The organism is Streptomyces sparsogenes subsp. cuspidosporus, assembly GCF_039532705.1.
GTDB lineage: Bacteria > Actinomycetota > Actinomycetes > Streptomycetales > Streptomycetaceae > Streptomyces > Streptomyces sparsogenes.
This window is the reverse complement of sequence record NZ_BAAASD010000006.1, coordinates 19076-44419: the sequence shown is the minus strand read 5'-3', so window position 1 is coordinate 44419 and position 25344 is coordinate 19076. Positions and strand designations below refer to the sequence as shown.

Below are 25344 nucleotides of genomic sequence, written 5' to 3'. Positions count from 1 at the left end.
CCGGCCCCCGGTGTGCGGGTCCCCTCGGCACTCACCTCCAGAATGTCGCCAAACGTCACGTTTCGTCGCGGTTTACGGGGTTACTCGCTGGGCGTGTTGATCACGCCGGCTGCACACACGTCGCGCGCCGACGGGCCCTGGCTCTTCGCCCCGGCCCGCCAGGCGCGGCGGCGTGTCCGCCCCCCGCGCCCCGCTCCCCCCGGAGCGGCGCCGCCGCTCGCGGCCGTGCTGTTCGACCGGGACGGGACGCTGATCAAGGACGTCCCGTACAACGGGGACCCCGGCCGGGTGCGGCCCATGCCCGGGGCCCGGGCGGCCGTGGAGGTCGTGAGAGGGCGCGGGCTGTCCCTCGGGGTGGTGAGCAACCAGTCGGGGGTGGCCCGCGGGCTGCTGACGCGGGAGCGGGTGGCGGCGGTGCGACGGCGCGTCGAGGAGCTGCTCGGGCCGTTCGGCGTGTGGGCGGTGTGCCCGCACGGCCCCGACGAGGGGTGCGGCTGCCGCAAGCCCGCCCCCGGGCTGGTGTACGCCGCGTGCGCGGAGCTGGGCGTCGACCCGGCCCGCACCGCCGTGGTCGGGGACATCGGCGCGGATCTGGCGGCCGCCCGCGCGGCGGGCGCGCGAGGGGTGCTGGTGCCCACGCCCGTGACCCGCCCCGAGGAGGTCGCCGCGGCCGAGGACAGCGCGCCCGACCTGCTGACCGCCGTCCGGCGGCTGCTGGACCCCGAGGACGCGCCGCTGGGCCCCGAGGGCACGGAAGGACCGCCCGCACAGGAACCGCCCGCACAGGGTCCGGCGGGAGGGCCGCCATGAGGCCGCGCACGCTCGTCGTGCGCCTCGACAGCGCGGGCGACGTGCTGCTCGCCGGGCCCGCGGTGCGCGCCGCCGCGGCCGGGTCCGCGTACACGGCCGTGCTGTGCGGGCCGCCCGGCGAGCCCGCGGCGCGGCTGCTGCCGGGCGTGGACGAGGTGCTGGTCCACGACGCCCCGTGGGTGGGCCTCGACCCACCCACGGCCCGCCGGGAGACCACCGACGCGCTGCTGGACGCGGTGTCCGCCCGGCGCTTCGACCGGGCGCTGGTGCTGGCCTCGTACCACCAGAGCCCGCTGCCCGCCGCGCTGCTGCTGAAACTCGCCGGGGTCCCCTGGGTCGCCGCCGACAGCGAGCACTACCCGGGCGCGCTGCTGGACCTGCGGCACCGCCGGGCCCCGCACCGCCACGAGGCGCGCGCCGCCCTGGACCTCGCCGAGGCGTCCGGCTTCGCGCTCCCGCCCGGCGACGACGGGGCCCTGGGCATCACCGCGCCCCCCGACACCACCCCCCTGACGGGGGCCGACCCCTACGTCGTGGTCCACCCGGGCGCGGCCGTCGGCGCCCGCGCCTGGACCCCGGAGAGGGTCGTCCGGGCGGTCGCCGCGCTGGAGGGCGCGGGGCACCGGGTGGTGGTGACCGGCGGCCCGGCCGAGAAGGAGCTGACCGCCGCCGTGGCCGGGGACTGCGCGCTCGACCTCGGGGGCCGCACCAGCTTCCTGGAGCTGGCCGGGGTGCTGGCGGGGGCCGCGGCCGTGGTGACCGGCAACACCGGACCCTCGCACCTGGCCGCCGCCGTCGGTACGCCCGTCGTCTGCCTGTTCGCCCCCGTGGTGCCCGCCGAGCGGTGGGCGCCCTACCGGGTGCCGCACGTGCTGCTGGGCCGGCCGGACGCGCCGTGCGCCGGGAGCCGGGCCCGCGAGTGCCCGGTGCCCGGGCACCCGTGCCTGGACTCGGTGACCGACGCGGAGGTGCTGGCCGGCGTCGGCTCGCTGCTGAGGACCCGTTGACCCCATGGACGAGGTGAGCCCATGAACATTCTGATCTGGCATGTGCACGGCTCCTGGACCACCGCGTTCGTCCAGGGTCCGCACCGCTACCTGGTGCCGGTGCTCCCCGACCGCGGGCCGGACGGCCTCGGCCGCGCGCGGACGTATTCCTGGCCCGCCTCGGTCGCCGAGCTGAGCCCCGCCCGGCTGCGCGACGCCCCGGTCGACCTGGTGGTCCTCCAGCGGCCGCACGAGGCCGCGCTCGCCGAGTGCTGGCTGGGCGGACGCCGTCCCGGGCGCGATGTGCCCGCCGTCTACGTGGAGCACAACGCCCCGGACGGCGACGTGCCGCGCACCCGCCACCCCTGCGCCGACCGGGACGACCTGCGCGGCGTGCCCCTGGTGCACGTCACCCACTTCAACCGGCTCCTGTGGGACGCCGGCACCGCCCCCACCACCGTCGTCGAGCACGGCGTCGTCGACCCGGGCCACCTGTACACCGGGGAGCTGGAGCGCGCCGCCGTCGTCGTCAACGACCCGATCCGGCGCGGCCGCACCACCGGCACCGACCTGCTGCCCGAGCTGAGCCGGGCGGCGCCCCTGGACGTGTTCGGCATGCGCACCGAGGGGCTCGCCGCGCACCTGGGGCTGACCGGGGACCGCCTGCGCTGCGCGGACCTGCCGCAGGCCCGGCTGCACACCGAGATGGCCCGCCGCCGCCTGTATCTCCACCCGGTGCGCTGGACCTCGCTGGGGCTGTCCCTGCTGGAGGCCATGCACCTGGGCATGCCCGTCGTCGGGCTGGCCACCACCGAGGCGGTCGAGGCGGTGCCCGAGGGCGCCGGTGTGCTCTCCACCCGCCCCGAGGCCCTGGCCCGCGCCGCCCGGACCTATCTCCACGAGCCGCGGGCGGCGGCCGAGGACGGGGCGCGGGCCCGCCGCGCGGCGCTCGACCGATACGGACTCAAGCGCTTCCTGGGCGACTGGGAGCGGCTGTTGGAGGAGGTGACCCGCTGATGTCGGAGCCGATCCCCCGCGACGGCCTGGCCATCGCACTCGTCTCGGAACACGCCAGCCCGCTCGCGGCGCTGGGCGGGGTGGACTCCGGGGGCCAGAACGTCCACGTCGCCCAGCTCGCCTCGGCGCTCGCCGAGCGGGGCCACCGCGTCACCGTCTACACCCGCCGGGACCGGCCCGACCTGGCGCCGGCCGTGTCGCTGCGGCCGGGTGTCGAGGTGCGGCACGTGCCCGCCGGGCCGCCCGGCGCCGTGCCCAAGGACGAACTGCTCCCCTACATCGCCGAGTTCGGCCGGTACCTGGCCCGCTGGTGGCGCGACGAGCCGCCCGACGTGGCCCACTCCCACTTCTGGATGTCCGGCCTCGCCACCCTCCGGGCCGCGCGCGAGCTGGACCTGCCGTTCACCCACACGTATCACGCCCTCGGCACGGTCAAGCGGCGCCACCAGGGGGCCGCCGACACCAGCCCGCCGAGCCGTATCGGCTGGGAGACCGAGGTCGGCGAGGCCTGCGACCGCATCATCGCCACCTGCCGGGACGAGGTGGCCGAGCTCGCCGCGATGGGCCTGCCGGCCGGGCGCGCGGCCGTCGTGCCCTGTGGCGTGGACACCGAGCGCTTCACCCCCGACGGGCCGGCCGCCCCCCGCCGCTCCCGGCGCCATCTGCTGGTTCAGGTGGGCCGGCTGGTGCCGCGCAAGGGCGCCGAGGTCTCCCTGGCCGCCCTCGCCCTGCTGCCGGACACCGAGCTGGTCATCGCGGGCGGCCCGCCGCCCGCCGGGCTCGACGAGGACCCGGAGGTGGCCCGGCTGCGCGACCTGGCCCGCCGGCTGCGGGTCGCCGGCCGGGTGCGGTTCACCGGCGGGCTGCCGCGCGGCCAGGTGCCGGCCCTGCTGCGCGCCGCCGACGTGGCCCTGTGTCCCGCGGACTACGAGCCCTTCGGCATCGTGCCGCTGGAGGCCATGGGGTGCGGCACGCCCGTGGTCGCCAGCGCCGTCGGCGGGCAGCGGGACACCGTCGCCGACCCGGGCACCGGCCGGCTGGTCCCGCCGCGCGACCCGATCGCGCTGGCCGAGGCCGTCGGCGAACTGCTGGACCACCCCGCCCGGCGGGCCGCCTGCGGAAGCGCGGGCCGCCGCCGGGTGCTGACCCGCTACGGCTGGGACCGCGTCGCGGCCGCCACCGAGGACGTCTACCGCGAGGTCCTGGCCCGGCGCCCGGCCCGGATCAGTGGAGCGGCGTGAACGTCTCGCGGGCACCGACCCCGACACCCGGGAAGGGAGGCAGGGGACACGCCGCCGTCCGCGTGACTGCGGGCCCCGTACGCCATGACCGATTCGCTACGCGCCGCGCACGAGCACTGCCAGTCGCTGCAGGACGCGCTGGGCCGGCTGAGAGACCACGGCCTCGGCCAGGTGGCCGCGTGGGGCCGCCAGCTGGCCGCCGTACTGCCGGTCGGGGGGCGGCTGCTGGCCGCGGGCAACGGCGGCAGCGCCGCCCAGGCCCAGCACCTGACCGCCGAACTCGTCGGCCGCTACCGGGACGACCGCCCCGCGTACTCGGCCATCGCGCTGCACGCCGACACCTCCAGCGTGACCGCCATCGGCAACGACTACGGCTTCGAGGAGCTGTACGCCCGGCAGGTCGCCGCCCACGGGCGCCCCGGGGACGTGCTGGTCCTCATCTCCACCTCCGGGCACAGCGCCAACCTGCTCGGCGCCGCGGACACCGGCCGGGCGGCCGGGCTGCGGGTGTGGGCGCTGACCGGCCCCCGCCCCAACCCGCTGGCCGCGAGCGCGGACGAGGCGCTGTGCATCGGCTCGGACTCCCCCGCCACCGTCCAGGAGGCCCACCTGGTGGCGCTCCACCTGATGTGCGAGGCGTTCGACGCGGCGGCGGGCCACCACCGCCCCGCTCCGGCCGCGGCCGAGGCGCCCCCGGTGTCGTGGGGCCGGGGCCTGGCATGACCTCCCGCCCCCCGCCGGAGCCCCGCACCCCCACCCCGTCCCGGAGGTACGCATGACCGCCAAGCGCCCCCTCGTCGTCGTCGGCGACGCTCTCCTGGACCAGGACATCGACGGTGAGGCCACCCGGCTGGCGCCCGACGCCCCCGCACCGGTCCTCGACGTGGTGGCGGACCGCACCCGGCCCGGCGGCGCGGGTCTCGCCGCGGCCCTCGCCGCCCGCCAGGGCCGGGAGGTGGTGCTCGTCACCGCGCTGGGCGGCGACTCGGCGAGCGCGGCGGTGCGCGAGGCGCTGGAGCCGCGGGTCCGGCTGGTCGAGCTGCCGCTGGAGGGCAGCCTGCCGGTCAAGACCCGGGTCCGCGCCCGGGGCCGCCCGCTGGTGCGCATCGACCGCGGCGGCGGCACCCCCGGGCCGCCGGGCGAGGCCGTCCGGGCGGTGCTCCGCGCGGCCGGGGCCGTTCTGGTCTCCGACTACGGCCGGGGCCTGGCGGCCGCGCTGCGGCCGCAGCTGGCCGAGGCCGCCCGCGGCCGCCCCTGCGTCTGGGACCCGCATCCGCGCGGCGCGCACCCCGTGCCGGGGGTGCGGCTGGCCACGCCCAACGCCGCGGAGGCGCGCGCCTGGTCGGCCCCGGACCGTTCGGCGGGAACAGCGGCGGGAGAGGACGACTCGCTGCGCGCCCACGGCGCGCGCGGCGCCCGGCTCGCGCAGCGGTGGCGAGCCGCGGCCGTGACGGTCACCCTGGGCGGGCGCGGCGCGATCCTCACCCGGGCGGGCAGCGGCGACCCGATGTACCTGCCCGCGCCCTACGCGGCCGACGGCGACCCGTGCGGGGCGGGCGACTGCTTCGCGGCCACGGCGGCGATCGCGCTCGCGGACGGGGCGCTGCCGGAGGAGGCGGTGCAGCAGGCCGTCGCGGAGGCCGCGGACTTCGTGGCCGCGGGCGGAGTGGGCAACCCCGCGCTGTGGGCGGGGGCCGCGCACCTCGCCGACCCGGCCGGCGCGTCCCCGCCGCCGCCCGCCGACGCCCTCCCCCACCTGGGGGGCGCCCTGGCCCTCGCCGAGTCCGTACGCGCCCGCGGCGGCACAGTCGTGGCCACCGGAGGCTGTTTCGACCTGCTGCACGCCGGCCACGTCGGTCTGCTGGAGAACGCCCGGCGCACCGGCGACTGCCTCATCGTCTGCGTCAACTCCGACGCCTCGGTCCGCCGTCTCAAGGGCCCCGGCCGGCCGATCACCCCGCTGGCCGACCGGGTGCGGGTGCTGGCCGGGCTCGGCTGCGTGGACGCGGTGGCCGTCTTCGACGAGGACACCCCGGAGGCGCTGCTGCGCTTCCTGCGCCCCGAGGTGTGGGTCAAGGGCGGCGACTACAGCGTGGACGCGCTGCCGGAGACCGCCGCGCTGCGCGAGTGGGGCGGGCAGGCGCTCGTCCTGCCGTACCTGGACGGCCGCTCGACGACCGAACTCGCCCGCCGCGCGGCGGGCGCCCCCGCCCGGACCCGCCCATGAGCGAGCCGTACCGCCGGGACGCGTATCGCGGGGGCGGCACGGGCCCGGCCCCGCCCCGGCTGGTGGTGCTGCGCGCGCTGGGCCTGGGCGACCTGCTCACGGCCGTCCCGGCGCTGCGCGCGCTGTGCCGGGCGTACCCGGACCACGAGCTGCTGCTGGCCGCGCCCGCCCGGCTGGCGGAGGCGGCCGCGGCGACCGGGGCGGTCGACCGCCTGCTGCCGGCCGAGGCCCCGGGCCGGGCCGTGCCCCGCCGGATCGAGTGGGACGGGCCGCCGCCCGACCTCGCGGTGGACCTGCACGGCAACGGCCCGGCCAGCCGGCTGCCGCTGCGGGCGCTGCGGCCCGCCCGGCTGTTCGCCTACCGCCACCCCGGCACGCCGGACCTGCCCGGCCCGGTGTGGCGGGAGGACGAGCACGAGCGGGACCGCTGGTGCCGGCTGCTGGGCTGGTACGGCGTCCCGGCCGTCCCGGCCGACCTGCGGCTCCCCCGCCCCGGCCGCCCCTCCCCCGCCCCGGGCGCGGTGGTGGTGCACCCGGGCGCGGACGCGGCGGCCCGGCGCTGGCCCGCCGCGCGGTTCGCGGCCGTGGCCCGGGCGCTGGGCGACGCCGGGCACCGGGTGGTGGTCACCGCGGGCGCCGGGGAGGGGCCGCTGGCCCGCGCGGTGGCGCGGCGGGCCGGGCTGCCGCCCTCCCGGGTGCTGGGCGGCGCGGCGGACGTGCCGTTCGCCGAGTTGTCCGCGCTGGTGGCCGGGGCCCGGGCGGTGGTCGTCGGGGACACCGGCCTGGCGCACCTGGCCACCGCCCACGGCACGCCGTCCGTCGTGCTGTTCGGCCCGGTGGCCCCGCGCCTGTGGGGGCCACCGAGGTCCCCGCTGCACCGCGCGCTGTGGCACCACCCCGCCGACGGCGGGGCGCGTCCGGGCGACGCGCACGGCGACCGCCCGGACGAGCGGCTGCTGCGCATCACGGTGGCCGAGGTGCTGGACGCCGTCGCCCGCCTGCCGGAGCCCGGCCCCGGGCGCGACCGCGAGACGGCCGGCCTGGCCCGGCCCGAATGACCCGCCGCCGCACATGCCTGATTCAGGCGGCCCGATCAGGTGACACGACCCGGTGAGACCCGGCCGGGTGACGTGACGGGGTGACCTGACCGGGCCACCCGGCCCGCGGGGGGATCGAGGGAGTGAGGAATGACATCGACCGAGCACCAGTCCGCCACCGGCGTGGCGGTGATCACCGGAGCGGACTCCGGCATCGGCCGCGCCACCGCCGTACGCCTCGCCCGCCAGGGCCTGGACATCGGCATCACCTGGCACACCGACCGCGAGGGCGCCGAGGAGACCGCGGCCGAGGTCCGGGGCCTCGGGCGGCGCGCGGAGGTCGAACGGATGGACCTGACCGCCCTTCCGGAGGCGGCGGAGGCGGTGGACCGGCTCGCCGAGCGGCTCGGGCGGCTGGACGTCCTGGTCAACAACGCGGGAACGGGCACCGCCACCCCGTTCCTGGAGCTGGACCACGACACCGTGCGGCAAGTCCTGGACGTGGACCTGGTCGGTCCGTTCCTGTGCGGACAGCGCGCCGCCCGGCGGATGGTCGCGCAGGGCGGCGGCGGTCGGATCGTCAATGTCACCAGCGTCCATGAGCACCAGCCCCGGGTCGGCGCGGCCCCGTACTGCGCCGCCAAGGGCGGACTGGGTCTGCTCACCCAGGTGATGGCCCTGGAGCTGGCCGAACACGGGATCCGGGTCAACGCCGTCGCCCCCGGGGAGATCGCCACCCCGATGACCGGCCAGGAGGACACGGACGTACGGACCGAGCCCCGGCCGGGGGTGCCCCTGGGGCGGCCCGGTGACGCGCGGGAGGTGGCGGCGGTGATCGCCTTCCTGGCGAGCGAGGACGCGGGCTATGTCACCGGCGCCTCCTGGGCCGTGGACGGCGGGATGCTGCGGATGGGCCCGATGGCCGGCTCCCATCTGGAGAGCGACGCCTGGCGCGGCGTCTGAGCCGGGCCGGGATCCGCCCTGACCGGAGCCCGCCCTGACCGGAGCGCACGCTGACCGGAACCGCCCCTGACCCGGAACCGCCCCTGACCCGGTGGCAAGGGTCAGGGGCGGCGGGCGATGGCGGGGACGGGCGCGCGCCGGGAGCCGCGCGCTGAGGAGTCGCCGGCGCCGCCCTGCGGCCGTGCCACCCGGGCTCGCGCGCGGCGAGGCGCCGCGTGGCGCGGCGACGGCCGGTCAGCCGTCCTCGCGCGCCTGGCGGGTGCGCGTGCGGTTCTCCTTACGGATGGCCTCGAGCAGGTCCGACTTGCTCATCTGCGACCGGCCGCCGATGTCCAACCGCTTGGCCACGTCGTACAGATGCTGCTTGGGGGACTGCTCGTCGACGCCTTCGCCGCTGCGGCCGCCGGCTCCGCGCGGCCGCGCGGACCGCGGATCGGACGGCCCCTTGCGCCCCTTCTCCTTGCGCTCCCAGTGGTCCCCGACCTTCTCGAAACGGTGCTTGAGGGCTCCGTACGCCACCCGGTGGGCCCGCTCGCCCTCGCCGTACTGCTCGACGGCCGAGTCATGGGCCTTGATCCAGGTGCGCTGGGCCTCCTCGGCGGAGCGCTCCAGCGTCGAGGGAAGCTCCTCACGTCCAGGCATGGTCGATCACCTCCACTGCTGAACACCGCGCGGGTACCCGGCCGCGGCGGGGGAAAACCGCGGCCGGGAAACCGGCGGGGCAGGAAACCGGCGGGGCGGGGAAACGGCAGGGCGGGAAACCGGCGGTGCGACGGTCAGCGGCGGTCAGCCGTGGGCCCCCGCGGTGGTGGCCGCGCCGGTCCCGGCCGCCGCGCCCCGGCCCGGGGCCACGCTGCCGGGTCCGCCGATGCCCAGGGCCACCTTGGTCCAGCCCTGCTCGCGGCGGTCGAACGCGCGATACGCCTCGATGGCGTCCTGGGTGCCCGACCAGTGGGTGATCAGCGGGGAGGGGTCGAGTTCGCCGGAGGCGACCATCGAGACCAGCTGGGGCAGGTAGTGGCGGTGGTGGCAGTTGCCCATCTTCACGGTGAGGTTCTTCTGGAACGCCTCGCCGATCGGGAAGTGCTGGGCCTGCGGCGGGTAGACGCCCACGATGCCCAGCGTGCCGGCCTTGGCGGCCATCTGGATGCCCCAGCGGGTGGCCAGCGACGGGGCGTCGCCGGGTCGCCAGGTGCCCTGGTCGTCGGGGTTCTGCTCGGGGGCGGTCTCCCGGACCTCGTGGGCGAACTCGTCCCGCTGCCCGGCCAGGCTGTCGGCCGCGGGGCCGTGGTCCGGACACGCGGCGTCGATGCCGACGGCGTCGATGACCCGGTCGGCGCCGATGCCGGCGGTCAGCTCGCGGATGGCGGACACCGGCTCCTCGGCGTTGAAGTCGACGGTCTCGGCGTGCTGCCGCTGGGCCAGCTCCAGCCGGTCCGCGACCCCGTCCACGACGATGACCCGGCCCGCCCCGCACAGCCGGGCGCAGGCGATGGCGGCCTGGCCGACGGGGCCCGCGCCCAGCACCACGACCGTGTCGCCCGTACCCACCTCGGCCAGCTTGGCGCCGAACCACGAGGTGGGATAGATGTCCGAGAGCAGGATGGCCTGGGCGTCGTCCACCGAGTCGGGCAGCGGCACGAGCCCGGTGTTCGCGTACGGGACCCGGGCGTACTCCGCCTGGAGCCCGTCGAGTCCGCCGGCCGCCTCGGGGCCGCCGAAGAAGGTGGTGCCCGCGAGCCGCCCCTGCGGGTTGGCCTGGTCGCACTGGGCGTGGTAGCCCGCCCGGCAGTAGCTGCAGACCCCGCAAGCGACGGTGGAGGGCACCACCACCCGGTCCCCGGGGCGGAAGTTGCGCACGCCGCCGCCCACCTCTTCGACGATGCCCACCGCCTCGTGGCCGAGGATCCGGCCCTCCCGCATGCCCGTCATGGTGCCCCGGACGAAGTGCAGATCGGTGCCGCAGATCGCCGAGGTGGTGATCCGGACGATCGCGTCGTTCGCGTCCTGGATCTTGGGTTCGTGCACGTCCTCGAGACGGATGTCGCCTACGGAGTGCCATACGACAGCTTTCATGGTTGCTCTCTTCCTGGGCGACAGGATGACCTTGCCGGGTACCGGGGTGCCCAGGCCGGGGCGGAGGAAACAGGCACACCGGGCCCGTACGGAACGATCCCTTGACAAAACCGCTTGCCGCACCGGCAAATAGCAGGATGTCGGACGACGACTTCACCCACGTACTGACCGGTGTCGGGCCGCGGCTGCGCGCGCTGCGCCAGGCGCGCGGCGCCACGCTGTCCCAGCTGAGCGAGAACACCGGGATCTCGGTGAGCACCCTCTCGCGGCTGGAGTCGGGGCTGCGCAAGCCGACCCTGGAGCTGCTGCTGCCCCTGGCCCGGGCCCATCAGGTGCCGCTGGACGAGCTGGTCGGCGCGCCCCCCACCGGGGACCCCCGGATCCACCCGCGGCCCTTCACCCGGAGCGGGAGGGTCTTCGTGCCGCTGACCCGCCACCTCGGCGGGCTGCACGCCTACAAGATGATCCTTCCCGGCCGGACCGCGCCCGAGGGGGGCCGGCTGGAGCAGAAGGTGCACGAGGGATACGACTGGGTGTACGTGCTCTCCGGCCGGCTGCGTCTCGCGCTGGGCGAGCACGACCTGATCCTGACCGCCGGTGAGGCCGCCGAGTTCGACACCCGGGTCCCCCATGGCTTCGCCAGCGCGGGCGATCAGCCCGTCGAGGTCCTGAGCATCTTCGGGGCCCAGGGCGAGCGGATGCACGTACGGGCCCGCACCGGCGGCTCGTCCCAGGACGGTGCCTGAAGGGTGGCGCAGAAGACCGTGATCACGCAGGTCGGCGTGGTGTTCGGGCGTATGTGATCAGGCGGCGGGGGCGAGGTTGTCCATGCGGGCGACTGCCTGGACACCCTGGGGTTTTCCCCACCCTGCAACCGGGGGGCAGCGGGCTGCCCGGCACGGTCCGGCTCGTCGATACTCGGTCGCACGCAGCAGCCGTCACCCACTGATCTCAGAGGAGTACTTCCGTGTCCCAGCGTGCGCATGCAGTGGACGAGCCGCATCCTCCCGGACGGGAGGAGCCCCGGGGGCGGGGAGCGATGCCTGCCGCCCGGGCCGCCGGGGCGCCGGGCGGGCGCCCGGGGTGCGCGGTGCGCAGGGCGCGGAGACTGCGGTTCGGGGCCGCCGGGATGCTGGTGGCGGCAGTCATGGCGACCGGTCTGGCGGTGCCCGCCCCGGCGGCCCGCGCCGCGGAGGCGCCGGATGGTCACCGCGCCACTCAGGAGGCACTCGACGGGGTGGTGCGGGACGGGCCGCCCGGTGGCGTGGCGGTCGTCGAGGACCGGCACGGGACCTGGACGGGCCGCGCCGGCACCGCCGACCTGCGGACGGGGAGGTCACCGCGGGTCGAGGACCGGTTCCGGGCGGGTTCCATCACCAAGACCTTCGTGGCCACGGTGATGCTCCAGCTGGAGGCCGAAGGGAGACTGAGCCTGGACGACACCGTGGACCACTGGCTCCCGGGGCTGGTCGAGGGACACGGACACGACGGCAGGCAGATCACCCTGCGCCAACTCCTCAACCACACCAGCGGCGTCTACAGCTACACCGAGGACGAGGATTTCAAGCGGCGTGAGTTCGGCACCGCCTTCCTCCGCCACCGCTACGACACCTGGACGCCGGAGCAGCTCGTCCGGCTCGCCATGACCCATCAGCGCAGCTTCGCCCCCGGCGACGGGTGGGGTTACTCGGACACCAACTACATCCTCGCGGGCATGGTGATCCGGAAGGTCACGGGCCGCTCGTACGCTGACGAGATCGAACGGCGCATCCTGCGTCCCCTGCACCTCGACTCCACCGTCCTGCCGGGAACCCGGTCGTCTCTGCCCGGGCCCGCGGGCAGGGCCTATTCGAAACTGACCGGGGAACTCGCAGGCCCCGGCGAGCCGGGCGGCAGGACGTACGACGTCACCGAACTCAACCCGTCGCTGGCGGGCGCCGCCGGTGAGATCGTCACCACCGCGCCCGATCTCAACCGGTTCTACCGGGCGCTGCTCTCCGGAAGGCTCCTCGAACCGCGCCAGTTGACGGAAATGACCACCACGGTACCGATCCCCGAGGCGCCGGGCTTCTCCTACGGCCTCGGCCTCATGAGGCTGGAGCTGTCCTGCGGTGTCGAGGTGTGGGGTCACAACGGCGGTATCCAGGGCTCGATATCGGAGGCCCTGACCACCGCGGACGGCAGGCACGCCCTGGCGCTCAACTTCAACGGGGACTGGAACGTGCATGAGCAGCGGGTCGTCGACGCCGAGTTCTGTGACGCGCGACCGTAGTCCGCCCCCGTCGGTGGCCTCGATCCATGAGCCCCGCCGGGGGCCGGAGACTGCCGCTCCCCGGCGCACAACGGGGAGAGTCACCGCGGAGCGGCAGCCGATCCGGATCACGGGGTGACCCGGAGAGCCCCCGGGGGCGTGGGCTCCCGGTGGCTCGACGGGGAGTACGGACCGCGGCCCCGCGTTGTTCACCGTCTTCACCCGTCGGTCCCGCCGGGCCGCGGGGGCGCCGTCCCGTTCGCCGTGGCGGCCCGGCGTTTGCCGTGGCGGCCCGGCCCTTGTCAGTCTGTCCCCATGCCGACCACCCCGCTGCCCGACCTCGTCGACGAACTCCTCGCCGGGCCCCGCCCGCTGCCGATCCTCTCCGCGGGCGTCCCGGTCCTGCGCCGCCCCGCCCTCCCGTACGACGGGCAGCTGCCCGCCGAGCTGCTGGACCGGCTGCTGCGGGCGATGCGGGAGACCATGCACGCCGCCCCGGGGGTGGGGCTGGCCGCCCCGCAGATCGGCGTTCCGCTGCGGATCGCGGTCATCGAGGACCCGGCCGAGGTGGCCGAGGAGGTGCGCGAGGCGCGCGGGCGGGTGCCGCAGCCGTACCGGGTGCTGGTCAACCCCTCGTACGAGCCGGTGGGCGACCCCGGGCGCGAGGTGGCGTTCTTCGAGGGCTGTCTGAGCGTGCCCGGCTGGCAGGCCGTGGTGGCCCGCCCGGAGCGGGTCCGGCTGCGGGGGCAGGACGAGCGGGGGCGCGAGCTGGACGAGGAGTTCACGGGGTGGCCCGCGCGCATCGTCCAGCACGAGACCGACCACCTCGAGGGCACGCTCTACCTGGACCGGGCCGAGACCCGCTCGCTCGCCTCGGCGCGGTCCGTCGTGGACCTGTGGTCCCAGCCCACCCCCGCCGACGCGGCCCGCGCCCTCGGCTTCCCGCTGCCGGACACCGGGGAGCGGTAGCCACCGGCCTCGGCACACGTTCGTCATCGACCCGCAGCCGCCGAATCACCGTCCGGACACTGCCGCGTTCTCGTGCCGGGGCGACACTGGCGAAGCCATTCCACGAACTTCGCCGGTGCTCGATCCCCCTGAACGGAGAACAGGAATGACCGTGCTCTCGACACCCCCGGTTCCGGCGGCCGCCGGTTCCTACGTCACCTCGATCGCGGACACCGAGGAGCGGATTCACGCCGCGCAGCGGCTGCGCTACCAGGTCTTCGGGCAGGAGCGCGGGGCCCGGCTGCACACGCCCGTGCCCGGCCGGGACATGGACGAGTTCGACGAGGTGATGGACCATCTGATCGTCACGGACACGGCGACGGACACCGTGGTCGGCACCTACCGGCTGCTGCCGCCCGGGCGCGGCGAGCGGCTGTACTCGGAGACCGAGTTCGATCTGCGCGGGATACCGGGCCACGTCCGCGCGTCGATGGTCGAGGCGGGCCGGGCGTGTGTGCACCCCGACCACCGCTCGGGCGCGGTGATCAATCTGATGTGGGCCGGGCTCGCCCGGTATGTGCTGTTGTCCGGACACCGCTATCTGGCGGGCTGCGCCTCCGTGCCGCTGGCCGACGGCGGGCAGGCCGCGGCGAACGCCTGGCTGCTGGCCACCACCCGGCACGCCGCGCCGCCCGAACTGCGGGTGCGCCCGCACGACCCGTGGATGCCCGCTCGGGCACTGGCCGCCGAGCCGGGCTACGCCGCGCTGCCGCCCCTGCTGCGCGGCTATCTGCGACTCGGTGCCTGGCTGTGCGGGGCGCCGCAGCACGAACGGGACTTCGACGACGCCGACTTCTTCGTGCTGCTGGACACGGAGCGGATGAACGACCGCTACCGGCGCTATTTCCTGGGCGAGTCGCGATGACCGTCCCGGTGGCCGTACCGGTGCGGGCCCCCGCGCGGGACGCGCCGGCCGGGAGGGGGGAACCGGCCGCGGGGGGCACGCCGTCCGCGTGGGCGCCGTGGTCGCCCTGCTCCCCCCGCTGTGTGGCGCACTCCGCCGCGCGGGTGTCCGCCGGGCGCGTGGCCGGCCGTACCGCGGCCTTCACCCGGTCCCTGCTGGGCGCGTTGCTGCGGGCCGGGCGGATGTCCGAGCCCGGGGAGCTGCGGGCGCGGGCCGCGGCCGTGCTGGACGCCCTGGAGGTCCGGCTCGAGGTGCGCGGCGGGCCGCTGAGCGTGCCCGGCCGCACGGGCACCCTGGTGGTCGCGAACCACGTCTCCTGGCTGGACATCCTCGCCCTGCTCGCGGTGGAGCCGGTGACCATGCTGGCCAAGCGGGAGGTGGGGGACTGGCCGGTGGTCGGCGCGCTGGCGCGGCGGGCGGGGACGCTGTTCATCGACCGCGGCAGTCTGCGCGGGTTGCCGGACACCGTCTCGACGGCGTCGGGGCGGTTGCGCGCCGGACGCTCCGTCATGGCCTTTCCGCAGGGCGTCACCTGGTGTGCCGGTACGGGAGGCCGGTTCCGGCGGGCCGTCTTCCAGGCGGCGATCGACGCGGGGGCGCCGGTGCGGCCGGTGACCCTGGAGTACGTCCAGCACGGTGTGCCGACCACGGTGGCGGCGTTCGTCGGCGACGACGACTTCGGCAGCTCCCTGCGGCGGGTGCTGGGCGCCGGGGGGCTCGGGGTGCGGGTGGTGATCCACGAGCCGCTGCCGACTCTGCCGGGTGCGGACGACCGGAGGTCGCTTGCCATACGGGCTCAGGACGCCGTGGGTGGCGCGGAAAAGTCCCTACATATCTGAATTCTATTCGGGCAGAAACAGGCACAAGTCTTTCGCATACGGGCACCCCGAAGAGGGCGTGGCATTGGTATACACCTGGAAGCGGACCTAACACCCGTCACTGGATTCCCCCAGTCGCCCCCGAAACGACAGAAAGTGGTGACTCCTCTTGGCTGCCCGCCCCCACACCGCTCAGGTCGCCCATGTGCCACCCCATGTGCCCGACGGGCGGACCCGGTACGCCACCGGCATGGCCACCCTCACCTCCGATCTGCGGGTCCTCGCGGGTGACGACGACTTCTTCCACCACATCGGCGGTTCGTCTGCGGAGCTGTGCGGCCGCGACCTGTTCGACCTGCTGCGGCCGAGCGCGCCGGCCGTGCTGCGGGAACACTTCTCGCGCCTGCACGACGGGCGGCGCACCCGGTTCACCGAGCGCGTGGCGGGCTGCCGCTTCGACGGCCGGGTGTTCTCCGGCGAGTTGACCGGTACGGCCATCGAGGGCCCCATCGACCAGCTGTCCGCGATCGTCGTGCTGCTCAGGCCGGACGACGAGCCGGCCACCGACGAAGTGACCAGGCTGCGGCGGATTTTGCTGTCCCCTCTGGAGGCCCGGATCCTCGAAGGGGTGGCCACCGGCGCCTCGACCGTGCAGCTGGCCTCCAAGCTCTATCTGAGCAGGCAGGGCGTCGAGTACCACGTGGGCTCGATGCTGCGGAAGCTGGAGGCGCCCAACCGCGCCGCGCTGGTGTCCCGGGCCTACGCGGCAGGCATGCTCACCGTGGGCACCTGGCCCGCCCGGGTGCTCCCGGACTTCGTCAAGTAGCGGGGCTCACGCGCAGGGAGGGCGGGAGGGCGGCGGCCCTCCCGCCCTCCGCGGTGTTTCCGCGCTACCCGGCGACGAGCACGGCGGCCGCCATGACGGCCACGGCGACCGCGCCGAGCAGCGCGGCCACCAGCAGCCGCCACCGCAGCCTGCGGTAGACCTGCCGGTACTCGGCGCGCAGTTCCTCGCAGCGCCGCGCCACCGTGCGCAGGGCCTGCTCGGTGAGGGCCAACTGGTCCTGGGCGTAGAGGCGTTCCACCTCCTCGCGCTGGGCGACGGTCAGCCAGTCCAGCCGGCCCGCGAACCGGCGCGCGCGGTCGGTCGCGCGGTCGCGTTCCGCCTGGAGCAGCAGATAGCCCTCGAGCCGGTTGATGCCCGTGGCGATGTCGCCGGGGCGCGGGGCGTCGGTCCGGTTCACGCCCCTCTGGCTCATATCTGGTGCTCCCGCCCGACAACCTCCGGGTGGTGCAGGTCGAAGGCCGGGGACTCGGAGCGGATCCGCGGCAGCGAGGTGAAGTTGTGCCGCGGCGGCGGGCAGGAGGTCGCCCACTCCAGCGAGCGGCCGTAGCCCCACGGGTCGTCGACCTCGACCCTCTTGCCGTACTTGGCGGTCTTCCAGACGTTGTAGAAGAACGGCAGGATCGACAGACCGAGCACGAAGGAGAAGATCGTCGAGACGGTGTTCAGCGTGGTGAAGCCGTCCGCGGCGAGATAGTCCGGGATCCTGCGGACCATCCCTTCCGTCCCCAGCCAGTGCTGGACGAGGAAGGTGCCGTGGAAGCCGATGAACAGCGTCCAGAAGGTGATCTTGCCGAGACGCTCGTCCAGCATCTTGCCGGTGAACTTCGGCCACCAGAAGTGGAATCCGGCGAACATCGCGAACACCACCGTACCGAAGATCACATAGTGGAAGTGGGCCACCACGAAGTAGGTGTCGGAGACGTGGAAGTCCATCGGCGGGGAGGCCAGGATGACACCGGTCAGACCGCCGAAGACAAAGGTGATCAGGAAGCCGACCGTCCACAGCATCGGGGTCTCGAAGCTCAGCGACCCCTTCCACATCGTGCCGATCCAGTTGAAGAACTTGATACCGGTCGGCACCGCGATCAGGAACGTCATGAAGGAGAAGAACGGCAACAGCACCCCGCCCGTGACGTACATGTGGTGCGCCCACACCGTCACCGACAGACCCGCGATCGAGATCGTCGCGCCGATCAGCGAGACGTAACCGAACATCGGCTTGCGCGAGAACACCGGAATCACTTCCGAGATGATCCCGAAGAACGGCAGCGCGATGATGTACACCTCGGGATGGCCGAAGAACCAGAACAGGTGCTGCCACAGCAGAGCCCCGCCGTTGGCCGCGTCGAAGACGTGCGCCCCGAACTGACGGTCCGCCTCCAGCGCGAACAGCGCGGCGGCCAGCACCGGGAAGGCCAGCAGCACCAGCACACCGGTGAGCAGCACGTTCCAGGTGAAGATCGGCATGCGGAACATCGTCATGCCCGGAGCGCGCATGCAGATGATCGTGGTGATGAAGTTGACCGAGCCGAGGATCGTGCCGAAGCCGGAGAAGGCCAGACCCATGATCCACATGTCGGCGCCCACGCCCGGCGAGCGGACCGCGTCCGACAGCGGGGAGTACGCGAACCAGCCGAAGTCGGCCGCGCCCTGCGGGGTGAGGAACCCGGCCACCGCGATGAGCGAACCGAACAGGTAGAGCCAGTAGGCGAACATGTTCAGCCGCGGGAACGCCACATCGGGCGCACCGATCTGCAGCGGCATGATCCAGTTCGCGAAGCCGGCGAACAGCGGCGTGGCGAACATCAGCAGCATGATCGTGCCATGCATCGTGAACGCCTGGTTGAACTGCTCGTTCGTCATCATCTGGAGGCCCGGGCGGGCCAGCTCGGCGCGCATGAACAGCGCCAGGAGCCCGCCGACGCAGAAGAACGCGAACGACGTGACGAGGTAGAGCGTCCCGATCGTCTTGTGGTCGGTGGTCGTCAGCCACCGCACGGCCGCGGAACCGGGACGGGCGCGGCGCGCCAGCGGGGCCGCCGGTGCCGCCGGTGCCGCGACAACACTGTTGTTACTCATGCCCGGTAGGTGTCCGGCACCGCCCCGGTCGTTCACAGGGAAGGGCGAAAAGACGGCGAAAGAGAAAAGTTTCCCGGGCGTGTGATGATCGGGGGCATGCCGGACACCTACCGGGCATGAGCCCCGACGAAGCCTTCGACACCGCCTACCGTGAGCATTACTGGGCGGTGAGCCGCTTCGTGGCGCGACGGCTGGACGACCGGCCGAGTGAGGTCGAGGAAGTGGTCGCGGAGGTGTTCGCCGTCGCCTGGCGGCGCCGCCGCGAGCTGCCCGAGGCGCCCTTGCCCTGGCTGTACGGGGTGGCGCGGAACTGCCTGGCCAACACGGTCCGCGGGCGCGGGCGTTACCGCAGGCTGCTCGCCAGGCTCGGCCATCACGAGGTGACGCGCGGTCAGCGGGTCGTGGCCGGACCGGACGCGGAGCGGCCAGGCTCCTGGGTGCTGGAGGCGATGGACCGGCTCACCGAGGCCGACCAGGAGGTGCTGCGGCTGACGGCGTGGGAGGAGCTGACGGTCGACGAGCTGGCCACCGTCCTGGGGTGCGGCCGGTCGGCCGCGGCCATGCGGCTGCACCGGGCCCGGCAGCGGCTGCGGGCGCAGATCGACACGGTGCGCGGGACCGTCCCGGTACCGGCGCGGACGAGCACGAAGGATGAACGGAAATGACCGACGAACTCGACCTGCTCCGCGGCGCCAATCCCGTCCCCGCCGACAGCGGCCGCTGGCGGGACCGGCCGCTGGACGCCGAGGGCGAGCGCCGGCTGCGGCAGCTGGTGGCCGGGGCCCGGCGGCGCCGTACCGTCCGGCGGGTCGCGGTGGGCGTGGCCATGGCGACGGCGGGCGCGGTCGTCGCCCTGGCCCTGACCGTCTCGGGCCCGGCCTCCTCCCCGGCCGTGGCCGCCCCGGTGGCGCTGCGGCCGCACGCCTCCAGCGCCGATGTGTCGCTCGCGGAGATCGCCCGCCGGGCCCGGGCCGCGGCGGCCGACGAGCCGGGGCGGACGGTGCGCGGCAGCCACGTCCAGGACTGGTCGCTGGGTCTGGAGTCGGGGAAGGACGCGGTGACGGTCCCGCAGGAGACGCTGACCCGCTGGAACGCGGACGGCAGCGGCTCGCTGCTCGTGGTCGCCACCGACCCCCGCCACCCGGGCCGCCCGGTGATCGACGACGGGGTGCCGCCCCGTACCGTCCACGACGGCAAGGTGGTGCGCCGGGAGAGCTACCCGCCGGGGATCGACGGGGCGAACGAGTCCTTCTTCGAGCCTCCGCCGGCCCGCGCCGCCGAGCTGCGCGACTACCTCGCCGTCTGGCACCCGGGAGCCGAGCGCGACCCGGACGAGTTGCTGGCGGCGGTGCGGGAGTTTCTGCGGGTGTGGACTCCCGGCCCGCGCGGGATCGCGAACCTCACCACCCTGCTCTCCCGCGACGCCGGGCTGCGCCCGGCGGGCCGGGTCAGGGACCGGATGGGCCGCGAGGGACAGGCGTTCGTGCGCACCGGCGACGGGGCGCGGGTCATGGTCGTGCTGGATCCGGACGACGGGAGGGTGCTCGACATGGAGGAGACCGGCGTCCGGGACGACCCCGAGTACCGGATCAAGGCGGGCGATGTGCTCTCGTACACGGCCTGGCTCTCCTGACCCCCGGCTCGCCCGCGCGCTCCCCTGGGCGCTACGTCCCGGAGTCCGGCTGGCAGCCGGGGCACCAGGTGGTGGTGCGCCCGGCCATGCGGCGGCGGCGCAGCGGGCCGCCGCACCGCGGGCAGTGCGGATCGGGGTCGTCGCGCCGGCCGGTGAGCCAGGAGGGGCTGGTGGGCACGTGCCCGGCCCGTACCGAGGTGCGCAGCACGCCGCGCATCGCGCGCTCCAGCCGGGCGCGGTCCTCGGGGGTCAGGTCGGCGGTGCGCCGGGCCGGGTGGATGCCCGCGCGCCACAGGATCTCGTCGCCGAGCAGATTGCCGAGCCCGGCCACGACGGACTGGTCGGTCAGCGTGGCCTTGACCCGGCCGCGCCGGCCCGCGAGCCGCTCGTCGAGTTCGGCGCGGCTCACGGACAGGGCGTCCGGGCCCTGGTCGCCCATGATCCGGTCGAGGTCGGCGTCGGTGGCGGCCAGCCACAGGCCGCGGAGTTTGCGCTGGTCCCGGTAGCGGAGGGCGTGGCCGTCGTCGAGGACGAAGGTGACACGGTCGTGCGGGTGGGGCGGGTCGTCGTGCGCGGCGCACAGCAGGTCTCCGGTCATGCCGAAGTGCAGGAGTACGGTGGGACCGTCGGTGCGGGCGATGAGCCACTTGCCGTGGCGCTCGGGCGGGCCGAAGCGGCGGCCGGTCACCTCCCGCCGCAGCCGCTGAGGGGTCACCCCGCGCAGCACTCCGGCGTCGCCCACCTCGACGCGCTCCACCCGGCGGCCCTGCGCGCAGGAGGCCAGCGCCCGCCGAAATCCCTCCACATCCGGCAGCTCAGGCACACCGCCACCCTCGTCCGGTCGCTCCATGCCCCGCGCCCCGCGAGGCGCGGGCTTTACAGTCCGCTAACACCCTTATTGTGCACTATCCGATTAAAGTAGCCGGTTATGCGAGTCCTCCGCTCTTCGGCGGACCGGGGAGCCGACGGCCCCGGCCGTGGGCTCTTCGCGGTCGCGGGCAGCCTGCCCTTCGTGACGCTGGCGGCCGTGATCGCGATCGAGTTCTCTCCGGCGCACGTGGTGTACACCGGCCCCCTGCTGTCCCCGGCCCCGGCGCTGGCCGCGGTGACCATGGGGCCGCGCGGCACGAGCGCGGTGGCCGGACTCGCCTTCCTGGTCAGCGCGGGCACCGCGACCGCCAACCGCGCCTGGGGCACCCAGCAGGTGTACGCCAACCTGGCCGCGCTGCTGGTGGTGGCGGTGGCGAGCGTGGTGGGCAGCGCCGTACGGGTGCGCAGGACGCGTGAGCTCACCCAGGTGCGGCGGATCGCCGAGGTCTCGCAGAATGTGGTGCTGCGGCCGCTGCCCACCCGGATGGGCCCGGTGACGGCCGCCAGCGTGTACCTGGCGGCCGAGCGGGGCGCGCAGATCGGCGGCGATCTGTACGAGGCGATGATCACCCGGTTCGGGGTGCGCCTGATCGTCGGGGACGTACGGGGCAAGGGGCTGGCCGCGGTGCGGTCGGCCGCCGCGGTGCTGGGCGCCTTCCGCGAGGCGGTGCACTACGAGAGCGACCTGGCCGAGGTCATGCACCGCTGCGCGGCCGCGCTGCAGCGGGAGTACGCCCTGCTGGACCGCACCGACCCGCGGAACTGGGAGGAGCAGGCCGAGCAGTTCGTCACCGTGCTGCTGGCCCAGGTGCCGGACCACGAGACGATCCAGCTGATCAACCGCGGCCATCCGCCGCCGCTGGCCGTCCAGGACGGAAAGGTCAGGACCCTCGCCCCGGCCCGCCCGCTGCCGCCGCTCGGCCTGGAGGAGTTCCTCACCGGCCCGCCGGTCGTCACCGAGGTCTTCCCGTTCGCCACGGGCGAGCGGCTGCTGCTGCACACCGACGGGGTGCTGGAGGCCCGCAACCGGTCCCACGAGTTCTTCCCGCTGCCGGAGACCCTGGAGACCCTGGACGGCGCCACCCCGGCGGAGTACCTGGACCGGCTGCGCCGGGAGCTGATCCGGCACGCGGAGGGGCGCCTGGCCGACGACGCGGCGATGATCCTGATCGAACGGGCGGTGACACCACGCCCGGCGGACACCACCGCCCGCCCGTAGGACCCGTGGGACGCTGCGCCCCGGGCGCTTCTCGTCGCTCAGGCGCCGCCCCCGCCGCCCGGCCGGTAGACGGAGGTGAAGGTCCAGGTCCCGGACCCCACCGCGTACCTCCGCGCGCCGTCCTCGGAGCCCAGCGGCCGCGCCCCGTCCGGCGCCCCGACCGGGCCCGAGGTGCCGGGCACCCGCACCTCGGCGGTGGTCCCGGCGGGCACGGTCACGGTCAGCCGCAGCGCGGAGCCGTCCCGCCGCCAGGCGCTGCGGGCGGGGCCGTACGGCGTGGTGTACGAGCCGGCCACCGAGGTCAGCTCGCCGACGACGGCGGGCGCGAACAGCAGCCTGCGGTAGCCGATCGAGTCGTCGGTCTGCCGGATGCCGGCGAGGGAGCCGGTGAACCACGAGTCGACGGCGCCGAGCATGAAGTGGTTCTGGGACTGTCCGGGGCCGCCGTCCCAGCTCTCGCCCAGGGTGGTGTTGCCGTGCACGACCTGGTAGCCGTAGCTGGGGCTGTCGGTGCGGGTGGCGATCTCGTGGATCACGTCGTCGCGCCCGGCGGCGGACAGCACCCGGAACGCGGCGGGCAGCGAGATCTCGCCGAGGAGGAGGTGGTGGCCGGCCTGTTCGACGCTGTGCGTGAAGTGGTCGAGCAGCCGCTGCCGCCGGCCGTCCGGGACGGCTCCCATGTCCAGGGCCAGCGCCTCCGCCCCGTGTCCGCCGCCGCCGAAGGTGCCGGTCGCGGCATCGTAGTACCGGGTGGTCAGGGCGGCGACGGAGGCGTCGGCGCGCTCCCGGTAGGCGGCGGCGTCCTCGCGCTCACCGAGGACGCCGGCGATCCGGCTGAGCGTGTCGGTGACCCGCCAGTAGCCGTAGGTGCCGGCGACGGCGCGCGGGAAGGTGCGGTCCGGGGTGAACCAGTCGCCCAGGCCGTAGTCGAGGATGCCGTCGGTGACCTGCGCCGCGAGGAAGGCCGCGTACTCCTTCATCCTCGGGTAGTAGGCGCGCAGCGTCTCCCGGTCGCCGTAGGTGGTGTACAGCTGCCAGGGGACGAGGACGAACGCCCCGCCCCAGTTGGCGTCGTTGCGGTAGGCGCCGGGCAGCGCGGTGTAGTCCGGGACGGTGCTGGGGATCAGGCCGTCCGGGGTCTGGGCGTCGGCCATGTCCCGCACGATCTTGCGCAGCTGGGACCGCATGTCGTAGTTGGCGGCCAGGGCGGGGAAGACCAGCTGGTCCTGCTCCAGCCAGCCGAGCTTCTCCCGGCTGGGGCAGTCGGTGAGAACGCTCATCATGTTGCTCCCGATGGCGCCCCGGATGAGCGAGTGGATGCCGTTCAGCAGCTCGTCGGAGCTGGTGAACCCGCCCGCCGGAGCGTTGTCGGTGCGCAGCGCCAGGCCGCGTACGGACACCTCGGCGCCGGTGGGCAGCCCCTTGAGCTCCAGATAGCGGAAGCCGTGGTAGCTGAAGCGCGGATGCCAGGTCTCGGCCCCGCCGCCGGCCGTGGTGTAGCCGTCCCACAGCGGGGCGCCGACGTTGCTGATCGACTGGTGGGCGTGGCCGTCCTTGAGGCTCTCGGCCGGATAGGCACGTACGGCGGTGCCCTCGGGCGCGCGCACGGTGATCTCGGGCCATCCGGCGATGTTGCGCCCGAGGTCGAAGACCCTGCTGCCCTGCGGGGGGTTGGCGACCTCGGTGGCGTCGAGGGTCTCGGTCACCCGGATGGGCTCGGTCTCGCGGGCGCTGATCCGGGCGGGGGCGGCGGGGGTGCCGGGCGCGGCGACGACGGTGGCGGCCCGCCAGCCGGTGCGGTCCCCGCCGGGCCGGTCCCAGCCGGGCAGCTCCCGGCGGGCGTCGTAGTCCTCTCCCCCGTACCAGTTCGAGGAGGTGGTGGGGCCGAGCGCGGTGCGCCAGCCGGGGCCGCTGACGACGCGCTCGACGCTGCCGTCGGCGAGCGTGATCTCCAGTTGGGCGAGCAGCTTGGGGTCGCTGAGGTTGCCGTACAGCTTGCGGTAGCGGTCGGCGGTGCTCACCACGTTGGCGATGCCGTTGCCCAGTTCGACGCCGAGGGTGTTGGCGCCGCGCCGCAGCCGCTTCGTCACGTCGTAGGTGGCGTACTGCACCCGGTCGGCGAAGTCGGTGTTGGCGGGCTCCAGTACGGCGTCGCCCACCGGGCGGCCGTTGAGCCGGGCGTCGTAGACCCCGAGGCCGGTCAGGTAGAGGCGGGCGGAGCGGATGCCCTTCGGAACGGTGAAGTCCTTGGCGAGCAGCGGGAGTCCGGCCGGGAGGTACGGCTTCGGCGGCGTCTGTCCGGCCACGCGGGCGGCCTCGGTGAACGGGCCGGTGGCCGCGTCCGAGGTGGAGACGGTGTAGTCGACGGGGAAGCCCGGCACCCGGCCGTCGGCGGTGAGGACGTCGGCGCGCGGGTGGAGCAGCACCCGGTCGAAGCGCGCGGTCCGCTTCAGGTCGAGGGTGAGGGTGATCGGGGAGTCCGAGACGTCGGCGTCGGGGTGGGGCTTGCTCGCGTACCCGGCGGCGGTCTGGGCGCCGCTGTTGGTGAGCCCGTCGACGGCGAGGGCGGGCTCCCAGGTCTTGCGGACGGTGTTGCTCTCCGAGGCGGTGACCGCCGCGCCCTTGGCGAGGTCGGGGCCGTCCGGGTCGGTGGAGTCGCGCACCTCGATCTCGGCCAGCTGGAGCCGCCGGGTGAGGGCGGGGAAGTCGCCCTCGGCGAGTGGCAGTCCGAGCCGGGTGACGTCGAGCCGTACGAAGCGGGCGGTGGTCGGCGGCAGTTCGACGGTCGCGGGGGTGACCTCGCGGCCGCTCAGCCGCCAGTCGGGGTGGCTGATCCACCGGGCGGACCAGTCCTCGGGCGAGGTCAGGCCGGTCTCGAAGACGGCGGGCGCGCTCCAGTCGGACGCCCGGCCCGCGCCGCCGCCGGACCACACCCGGACCCGCCAGTACACCCGGGCGCGGGAGCCGAGCCGGTCGCCCGCGTAGGTGGCGCGGGGCTCGGCTGAGCGGACCTCGCCCGAGTCCCACAGGTCGGGGCGGCCCGCCTCGAGCCGGGCCCGGCTGGAGGCGGCCTGGACGCGGTAGGCGCGTTGCACGGTGTCCGGGCCGGTCCCGGAGGGCCGCCAGTCGAGCTCGGGCGTGGTGTCGTCGATGCCGAGCGCCTGCCGCAGGGCCTGGGTGCGCAGCGCGGTGGGGCGGTGCGCACCGCCCGCCTCGGCGGCGGCGGCCGCGGGCACGGTGCCGGCCAGGGTGGCGAGGGCCGCGAGGGCGGTGGTGGCGAGCCGGGCGAGTCGGCGGCGGCGCAGTGGTGGCCGCGGGGGTCGGTCCATGGGGGTTCTCCGTGTGTGGTCGGGGGCCC

23 protein-coding genes are annotated in these 25344 nt (G+C 75.1%); 17 read left to right on the top strand and 6 right to left on the bottom strand.

The annotated features are described in order from the left end of the window. The first annotated feature begins 93 nt into the window (after positions 1–93). The 8 genes from ABFY07_RS09735 to ABFY07_RS09700 all read left to right on the top strand — a co-directional run bounded on the left by ABFY07_RS09735 (position 94) and on the right by ABFY07_RS09700 (position 8281). On the top strand, positions 94–810 hold the full coding sequence (locus tag ABFY07_RS09735) for a D-glycero-alpha-D-manno-heptose-1,7-bisphosphate 7-phosphatase (protein WP_428836897.1): 717 nt from the start codon (positions 94–96) through the stop codon (positions 808–810). After that, positions 807–1817, top strand: a complete 1011-nt coding sequence (locus tag ABFY07_RS09730) for a glycosyltransferase family 9 protein (protein WP_346174081.1) — start codon at positions 807–809, stop codon at positions 1815–1817. The genes ABFY07_RS09735 and ABFY07_RS09730 overlap by 4 nt, the downstream gene beginning before the upstream one ends. Positions 1818–1838: 21 nt before the next feature. Continuing rightward, entirely contained in the window at positions 1839–2813 is a 975-nt protein-coding gene (locus tag ABFY07_RS09725) for a glycosyltransferase (RefSeq protein WP_346174080.1), read from the top strand. Then, on the top strand, positions 2813–4054 hold the full coding sequence (locus tag ABFY07_RS09720) for a glycosyltransferase (protein WP_346174079.1): 1242 nt from the start codon (positions 2813–2815) through the stop codon (positions 4052–4054). The genes ABFY07_RS09725 and ABFY07_RS09720 overlap by 1 nt, the downstream gene beginning before the upstream one ends. A gap of 84 nt (positions 4055–4138) precedes the next feature. After that, positions 4139–4777, top strand: a complete 639-nt coding sequence (locus ABFY07_RS09715) for a D-sedoheptulose-7-phosphate isomerase (protein WP_346174078.1) — start codon at positions 4139–4141, stop codon at positions 4775–4777. 52 nt (positions 4778–4829) lie between these two features. Next, complete coding sequence (rfaE2, locus tag ABFY07_RS09710; protein WP_346174077.1) at positions 4830–6281, top strand: D-glycero-beta-D-manno-heptose 1-phosphate adenylyltransferase; 1452 nt, start codon at positions 4830–4832, stop codon at positions 6279–6281. Next, positions 6278–7339 (top strand): glycosyltransferase family 9 protein, encoded by a 1062-nt coding sequence (locus tag ABFY07_RS09705; RefSeq protein ID WP_346174076.1) that lies wholly within the window; start codon positions 6278–6280, stop codon positions 7337–7339. The genes rfaE2 and ABFY07_RS09705 overlap by 4 nt, the downstream gene beginning before the upstream one ends. Positions 7340–7468: 129 nt before the next feature. Beyond that, entirely contained in the window at positions 7469–8281 is an 813-nt protein-coding gene (locus tag ABFY07_RS09700) for an SDR family oxidoreductase (protein ID WP_346174075.1), read from the top strand. A 234-nt stretch (positions 8282–8515) separates the two neighbouring features. On the opposite strand, the gene ABFY07_RS09695 is transcribed toward ABFY07_RS09700, so the two are convergent. After that, entirely contained in the window at positions 8516–8923 is a 408-nt protein-coding gene (locus ABFY07_RS09695; RefSeq protein WP_346174074.1) for a ChaB family protein, read from the bottom strand. A 144-nt stretch (positions 8924–9067) separates the two neighbouring features. Beyond that, a complete protein-coding gene (locus ABFY07_RS09690; RefSeq protein ID WP_346174073.1) occupies positions 9068–10357 on the bottom strand; it encodes a zinc-dependent alcohol dehydrogenase in 1290 nt (429 codons plus the stop codon). A 137-nt stretch (positions 10358–10494) separates the two neighbouring features. Here ABFY07_RS09690 and ABFY07_RS09685 point away from each other — a divergent pair, with 137 nt between their 5' ends. The 6 genes from ABFY07_RS09685 to ABFY07_RS09660 all read left to right on the top strand — a co-directional run bounded on the left by ABFY07_RS09685 (position 10495) and on the right by ABFY07_RS09660 (position 16164). Further along, entirely contained in the window at positions 10495–11103 is a 609-nt protein-coding gene (locus ABFY07_RS09685) for a helix-turn-helix domain-containing protein (RefSeq protein WP_346174072.1), read from the top strand. A 293-nt stretch (positions 11104–11396) separates the two neighbouring features. Further along, entirely contained in the window at positions 11397–12629 is a 1233-nt protein-coding gene (locus ABFY07_RS09680; RefSeq protein ID WP_428836896.1) for a serine hydrolase domain-containing protein, read from the top strand. A gap of 294 nt (positions 12630–12923) precedes the next feature. Continuing rightward, positions 12924–13577 (top strand): peptide deformylase, encoded by a 654-nt coding sequence (locus ABFY07_RS09675; protein ID WP_346174071.1) that lies wholly within the window; start codon positions 12924–12926, stop codon positions 13575–13577. Between the two features lie 145 nt (positions 13578–13722). Continuing rightward, complete coding sequence (locus ABFY07_RS09670; protein ID WP_346174070.1) at positions 13723–14481, top strand: GNAT family N-acetyltransferase; 759 nt, start codon at positions 13723–13725, stop codon at positions 14479–14481. Between the two features lie 122 nt (positions 14482–14603). Beyond that, positions 14604–15359 carry a lysophospholipid acyltransferase family protein gene (locus tag ABFY07_RS09665; protein ID WP_346174069.1) on the top strand — a complete coding sequence of 252 codons (756 nt, stop codon included), beginning with the start codon at positions 14604–14606 and terminating at the stop codon, positions 15357–15359. Between the two features lie 148 nt (positions 15360–15507). Continuing rightward, positions 15508–16164: a helix-turn-helix transcriptional regulator gene (locus ABFY07_RS09660; protein ID WP_346174068.1), complete on the top strand. Its 657-nt coding sequence runs from the start codon at positions 15508–15510 to the stop codon at positions 16162–16164. A 64-nt stretch (positions 16165–16228) separates the two neighbouring features. On the opposite strand, the gene ABFY07_RS09655 is transcribed toward ABFY07_RS09660, so the two are convergent. Next, positions 16229–16597 carry a hypothetical protein gene (locus tag ABFY07_RS09655; protein WP_346174067.1) on the bottom strand — a complete coding sequence of 123 codons (369 nt, stop codon included), beginning with the start codon at positions 16595–16597 and terminating at the stop codon, positions 16229–16231. Beyond that, the gene (gene ctaD, locus ABFY07_RS09650; RefSeq protein WP_346174066.1) at positions 16594–18264 is read right to left on the bottom strand and encodes an aa3-type cytochrome oxidase subunit I; all 1671 of its coding nucleotides are present in this window, start codon (positions 18262–18264) and stop codon (positions 16594–16596) included. Before ctaD ends, ABFY07_RS09655 begins: the two co-directional genes overlap by 4 nt. A gap of 116 nt (positions 18265–18380) precedes the next feature. Here ctaD and ABFY07_RS09645 point away from each other — a divergent pair, with 116 nt between their 5' ends. Then, positions 18381–18929 (top strand): RNA polymerase sigma factor, encoded by a 549-nt coding sequence (locus tag ABFY07_RS09645; protein ID WP_346174065.1) that lies wholly within the window; start codon positions 18381–18383, stop codon positions 18927–18929. Continuing rightward, positions 18926–19897 carry a CU044_5270 family protein gene (locus tag ABFY07_RS09640; RefSeq protein ID WP_346174064.1) on the top strand — a complete coding sequence of 324 codons (972 nt, stop codon included), beginning with the start codon at positions 18926–18928 and terminating at the stop codon, positions 19895–19897. Before ABFY07_RS09645 ends, ABFY07_RS09640 begins: the two co-directional genes overlap by 4 nt. Before the next feature lie 31 nt (positions 19898–19928). Here the strand turns inward: ABFY07_RS09640 and ABFY07_RS09635 are convergent, their stop codons facing one another. Then, positions 19929–20720, bottom strand: coding sequence for an Fpg/Nei family DNA glycosylase (locus tag ABFY07_RS09635; RefSeq protein WP_346174063.1), 792 nt, complete (start codon positions 20718–20720; stop codon positions 19929–19931). A gap of 105 nt (positions 20721–20825) precedes the next feature. Between ABFY07_RS09635 and ABFY07_RS09630 the strand changes: the two genes are divergently transcribed. Next, on the top strand, positions 20826–21986 hold the full coding sequence (locus ABFY07_RS09630) for a PP2C family protein-serine/threonine phosphatase (protein ID WP_346174062.1): 1161 nt from the start codon (positions 20826–20828) through the stop codon (positions 21984–21986). A 38-nt stretch (positions 21987–22024) separates the two neighbouring features. Here ABFY07_RS09630 and ABFY07_RS09625 read toward each other — a convergent pair whose 3' ends face one another. After that, the gene (locus ABFY07_RS09625) at positions 22025–25315 is read right to left on the bottom strand and encodes a family 78 glycoside hydrolase catalytic domain (protein ID WP_346174061.1); all 3291 of its coding nucleotides are present in this window, start codon (positions 25313–25315) and stop codon (positions 22025–22027) included. Between the last annotated feature and the right edge of the window lie 29 nt (positions 25316–25344).